5 protein-coding genes are annotated in these 4,382 nt (G+C 63.4%); 3 read left to right on the top strand and 2 right to left on the bottom strand.

The window, feature by feature from the left end; all coding sequences use genetic code 11:
* Positions 1-898: KUP/HAK/KT family potassium transporter (locus VML93_RS35740; RefSeq protein WP_325618163.1), on the top strand; the 898-nt coding region annotated here is incomplete at its 5' end.
* 237 nt (positions 899-1,135) lie between these two features.
* Positions 1,136-1,564, top strand: a complete 429-nt coding sequence (locus VML93_RS35735; RefSeq protein WP_325618161.1) for a hypothetical protein — start codon at positions 1,136-1,138, stop codon at positions 1,562-1,564.
* Between the two features lie 261 nt (positions 1,565-1,825).
* On the opposite strand, the gene VML93_RS35730 is transcribed toward VML93_RS35735, so the two are convergent.
* Positions 1,826-2,707: a helix-turn-helix domain-containing protein gene (locus tag VML93_RS35730; protein ID WP_325618165.1), complete on the bottom strand. Its 882-nt coding sequence runs from the start codon at positions 2,705-2,707 to the stop codon at positions 1,826-1,828.
* A gap of 186 nt (positions 2,708-2,893) precedes the next feature.
* Between VML93_RS35730 and VML93_RS35725 the strand changes: the two genes are divergently transcribed.
* Positions 2,894-4,111 (top strand): helix-turn-helix domain-containing protein, encoded by a 1,218-nt coding sequence (locus VML93_RS35725; protein WP_325618159.1) that lies wholly within the window; start codon positions 2,894-2,896, stop codon positions 4,109-4,111.
* A gap of 14 nt (positions 4,112-4,125) precedes the next feature.
* Here the strand turns inward: VML93_RS35725 and VML93_RS35720 are convergent.
* The coding region (locus tag VML93_RS35720) for a DUF308 domain-containing protein (protein ID WP_325618156.1) at positions 4,126-4,382 on the bottom strand (257 nt) is incomplete at its 5' end.

The raw sequence follows: 4,382 nt of genomic DNA, 5'->3' as shown, positions 1-4,382 counted from the left end.
GGCGTCGACCTTCGGTCAGGTGTATATGCCATGGATCAACGGCATGCTAATGGTGGCGGTCCTGATCCTGGTGTTCGCGTTTCGCAGTTCGGCTTCACTGGCGTATGCGTACGGGATGGCGGTGACCGGAACCATCACGATCACGACACTGCTCTTCCTCTACATCGCACACCGAAGGTGGCGAGTTCCGCTGTGGCTGATCGTCGTTGGCGGCAGCGCTCTGTTGGGAGTCGATCTGCTGTTTGTGGCAGCGAACCTGACCAAACTCTTACACGGGGCATGGCTACCGCTGTCGATCGCCGTGGCGGCCTACACGATCATGATCACCTGGCAGCGGGGCGGCACCGTCGTCACCCGCAGGCGGGAAGCCGTCGAGGGTTCACTGCAGGAATTCGTCGATCAATTGTCAACGCGCCGTGAGCTACTGCGCGTCAGCGGGACGGCGGTCTTCCTCAACCGCGGACAAAACACCGCGCCGTTGGCGATGCGACAGAATGTCGAGCTCAATCACGTGCTCCACGAGCACGTAGCGATCGTCTCGATCGATACGTTGCCAGTCCCGCGGGTGGCGGAGGCGCAGCGCGTCGAGATCGATCCGCTTGGCACGATGCACGACGCAATCATCCATGTCACGGCACGCTTCGGGTACATGGAGTCGCATGACGTCCCCAGTGCGTTGACTCTGCTCGACCCGACGAAGACCGAGGGGCTGATCGACCTCGAAGAGGCTTCGTATTTCCTGTCGAAGATTCAACTGATAAAAGGCGGCGAGCCGATCATGCCCGGCTGGCGTCGGAACCTCTTCATTGCCACGTCTTACCTCAGCGTCGACGCCACCGCGGCGTTCTGCCTGCCCCCGGAGCGAACCCTGATCATGGGGATGCGGATCGAGGTCTGACGCAGCACCCTGTCCAACCAGTGTGTAGTCGAAACAAGTTACGACGCTGAGCAATTCGCGGCAACAGGGCCATCGGGCGTGCTCCGGTTGTAGTGGGAACCAATCGCCGCTTGACGATCATGTCGCTGCGCACAATGGCCCGAGGCCACGCAGCACCGACCATTACATGAGGCGGTATCGACGCCGCTTCAAAGGAAAGAAGGTCGGCGATAAGCCTGCCCCAGTGAAGGAGTTTCCGTGACGAACAATGAACTGAGCACACAGTTCGAGAAGATTTCCGACCAGGCAAAAGCGGCGACACAAAATCTCCGTGACGCGGGTCAGCGCACCCGGGATCAGCTTGCCGCCGACGCGGCCAAAGCCCGGGACAAGGCCACAGCAGCGGCGGAACAAGTCAAGGCCAAGGCCAATGACGCGCGCGACAACGCGTCGTCGCATTGGCAGGAGGTCCGTGACAAGTGGCAAGCCCATGTCGCGAAGGTGCGGGCAAACGTGGAGGAGAGGAAGGAAAAGCACGACGCCAAGGCGGCCGACAAGGACGCGAACCTGGCGCTGTCCTATGCACTTGACGCCATCGACTTCGCGGCCGCCGCTGTCGACGAAGCCGAGTACGCAGCGATCGACGCGATGTATGCGCGCGCCGAAGCGGATGCGCTCCGTGCTTGATCGAAGAACCGATTATTGACAGCGGTCGCCGACGTGGCTGGGCGAGGGTTTCCTCGTCCAGCACGTGACTATTCAGCGCCCTCTAACTTCGTCAATTCGTCATCGAACCATGCACTCACGTAACGGATTTGGTCCGGGAGATTGATTGACTTCTCCGGCTGAAGCCCCAGTCGTGCGATGATCTCTTCGGCGACGTGACGCGAATGATCGGAATGCTCCGCGACCCCGCAGTGACACGGCTGACCGCCCGCGGGGGGGTGCTCATGTGCGCGATGACGTTCGACGACTTCGCGTATGCAATCGATGAGATCGGTCATTGGCGCCGACTCCGTCCACAATCGCTTCGTTAACTGTTCCAGTGTAAGAGCCGTCGTGCGCGCTCCACATCAGCCGCCGCTGGACCTCGAACGCCAAACAGAGCTCCACGACGTCCCTTGGGCGGGAGAGCGACCGCCGGGTGCGTTGCTCGATCCGGCGCAATCGGTAGCGCACGGTGTTCGGGTGACAACACAGTCGCTCGGCGGCAACACTCAGCGAGGCGTCGGTTTCCTGCCACACCCGAAAGGTTTCGAATAAGACCTCGCGTTCCTCGTGGGGAAGGTCGTCAAAGCAGGCCAATGTGCCGCCGGCCGTTTTGACCATCACTTCCGGGGCGGCCAGCGCGGCGGTGGCCAATATCGTTCCGTCGAAAACTGCTACGGCAGAGGAACTCTCGGGTCGGCCCCGCAGCGTCATCTTGGCGAAATGCAGCGCCTGCGGGGTGTCCCGCAAATCGGTGAAGCATGCGCTCATTCCGACACGGTCGACCGCCGACCGCGACACCAACGCGACGACTTTGTCGAGCTGCTGCTCGGATCCCACGTGCGCGATACCGACCTGCCAATCGGGTAGCAACCGCCACGCCGAATACACATCCAGGCTGCGCAACTTTGATTCGATGATCGGCAGCGGCTCGCTGCCTCGTGAGCCCGCCTCGGCGGCAATGACCACGAACGGCCCCGCCTCGGGCAGCCGAAGATAGCCGGCGACCTCGCCCAGGCTCCGGCCCTCGACGACTCGGCCCTCAAGCAGCGAGTCGATCAACTCCGGGCGCCAAGAGTCGGCGAGCCGCCGATACCGGGCGTCCAGCAGGGCGTTGTCCACGGACAAGTCGGGTTGCCCTCGTTTCTACGAAAACCCGCCTCCTTCATTCGTCGACGATGGGCCGACGAGGCGTTACCACCACCATCGCCGTGAGCTCTGCTGCGGTCCATGTCACCGAGAACACAATCGACCGCCCGCCACTGTGCCCGATCACAGTGAACCGGCCTATGGTTTCCGGATATGGGCGTGGCATCGAAAACCCACGGCGTCCGGCATGGCGCAGCAGTTGATCCGCATGTCATCAAGCTCGGCAAACTCATGCTGGCCCGTGCGCCGGGTTTGGGCGAGGAAATGGCAGATGTCCTGTGCCGCGAGATCGAGGCCTACCGCGACGGCTCCGTCGTGACGAAGGACGACGTCCGCGAAAGCTGTATCGCGAATGTGACGTTCATTTTCGACTCGCTCGCCGGCAATGCCGACGTCGACGTCTCGCCTGCGGAGCGCACCGGTACCGCCCGCGCACTCACCGGTGTGCCGTTGCCGGCGGTGATGACCGCCTACCGGATCGGATTCCGATTCATGTGGGAGAAGACCCTGGCCACCGGGCGCGCCGCGGCCATACCCACCGACTCGATCCTGGAGGCCACCGCCCGGGTCTTCCTCGCGCAAGACACCTTCACCCAGGCCATGAGCAACGCCTACCGCCAGCAGTTGACGACGCAGATTCTGGAGCGGGAGGAAGAGCGATCGGCGCTGGTGGAAGCGCTGCTTTTGCGGCGGATCACCGATAATCAGAGCCTCTGGGAGGCGGCGGACCTGCTGAGGCTGCCCACGTCGGGGCCCTACGTCGTGGTAGCAGCCGAACTGCCGACGATCGGCAAGCTGGGACTGCCCGCAATCGAAAACAAGCTGTCCGCGCGTGATATCCGGTCAGCGTGGCGACTGTTGCCGGACGTGCAGGTCGGCATCGTCCACCTGCGGGGTCCCGTCCCGGCCGACGCCCTCACCGCGCTCGTCGACGTACTGCGGCAGGCCGCGACAGCGCGCGTGGGCATCAGCGCCCCGTTCGGCGAGCTGGCCGAAACCAGTGACGCGCTGCGATTCGCCCGGATCGCGGTCGCCGGAAAGCCGTCGGCTGAGTCACTGGTTGCCGTCTTCGACGGCAGCCCACTGGCGATCGCCGCGGTCAGCAATCCGGAGGCGATGGCGAAGGTCAAGTCGTCGCTGCTGGCGCGGCTGGACGAACTGCCGGCCGAGGAACGCACGGTGCTGCTCGACACGTTCGAAGCATGGCTGCAAGCCGGCGGGTCGGCCAACGACACCGCAGCCAGGATCTATTGCCACCCCAATACCGTGCGGCATCGGCTTCACCGCATCGAGGAGTTGACCGGCCGATCACTTTCGCGACCAAGGGATCTCGCCGAGTTGTGTCTGGCGTTCGAGGTCGAGCGGCGATTGCCTTAGAGGGGCCGAGCAGACTAGGCCTTGAGCCGGTGGCGAACCTGCAGCGCGCTGATAACGTCCATGATGCCGATGGCGATCAGCCAGCAGCCGGCGACCAGGGTCAGGATCGACATCGAATCGATCGGCGAGATGATCAGCACGCCGCCCCCGATAACGATGATCACACCGGAGAGCGCCTGCCAGCCGCGTCCAGGCATGTGGTCGAAGGATAACGCCGTGGCGAGCAGGGTCATCCCACGGAACACCCAGCCGATGCCGATCCACAAGGCCA

Origin of the sequence: Mycobacterium sp. (assembly GCF_035499775.1) — a bacterium.
GTDB lineage: Bacteria > Actinomycetota > Actinomycetes > Mycobacteriales > Mycobacteriaceae > Mycobacterium.
The sequence above is the reverse complement of the archived record's forward strand: the minus strand, read 5'-3'. Positions and strand labels throughout refer to the sequence as shown.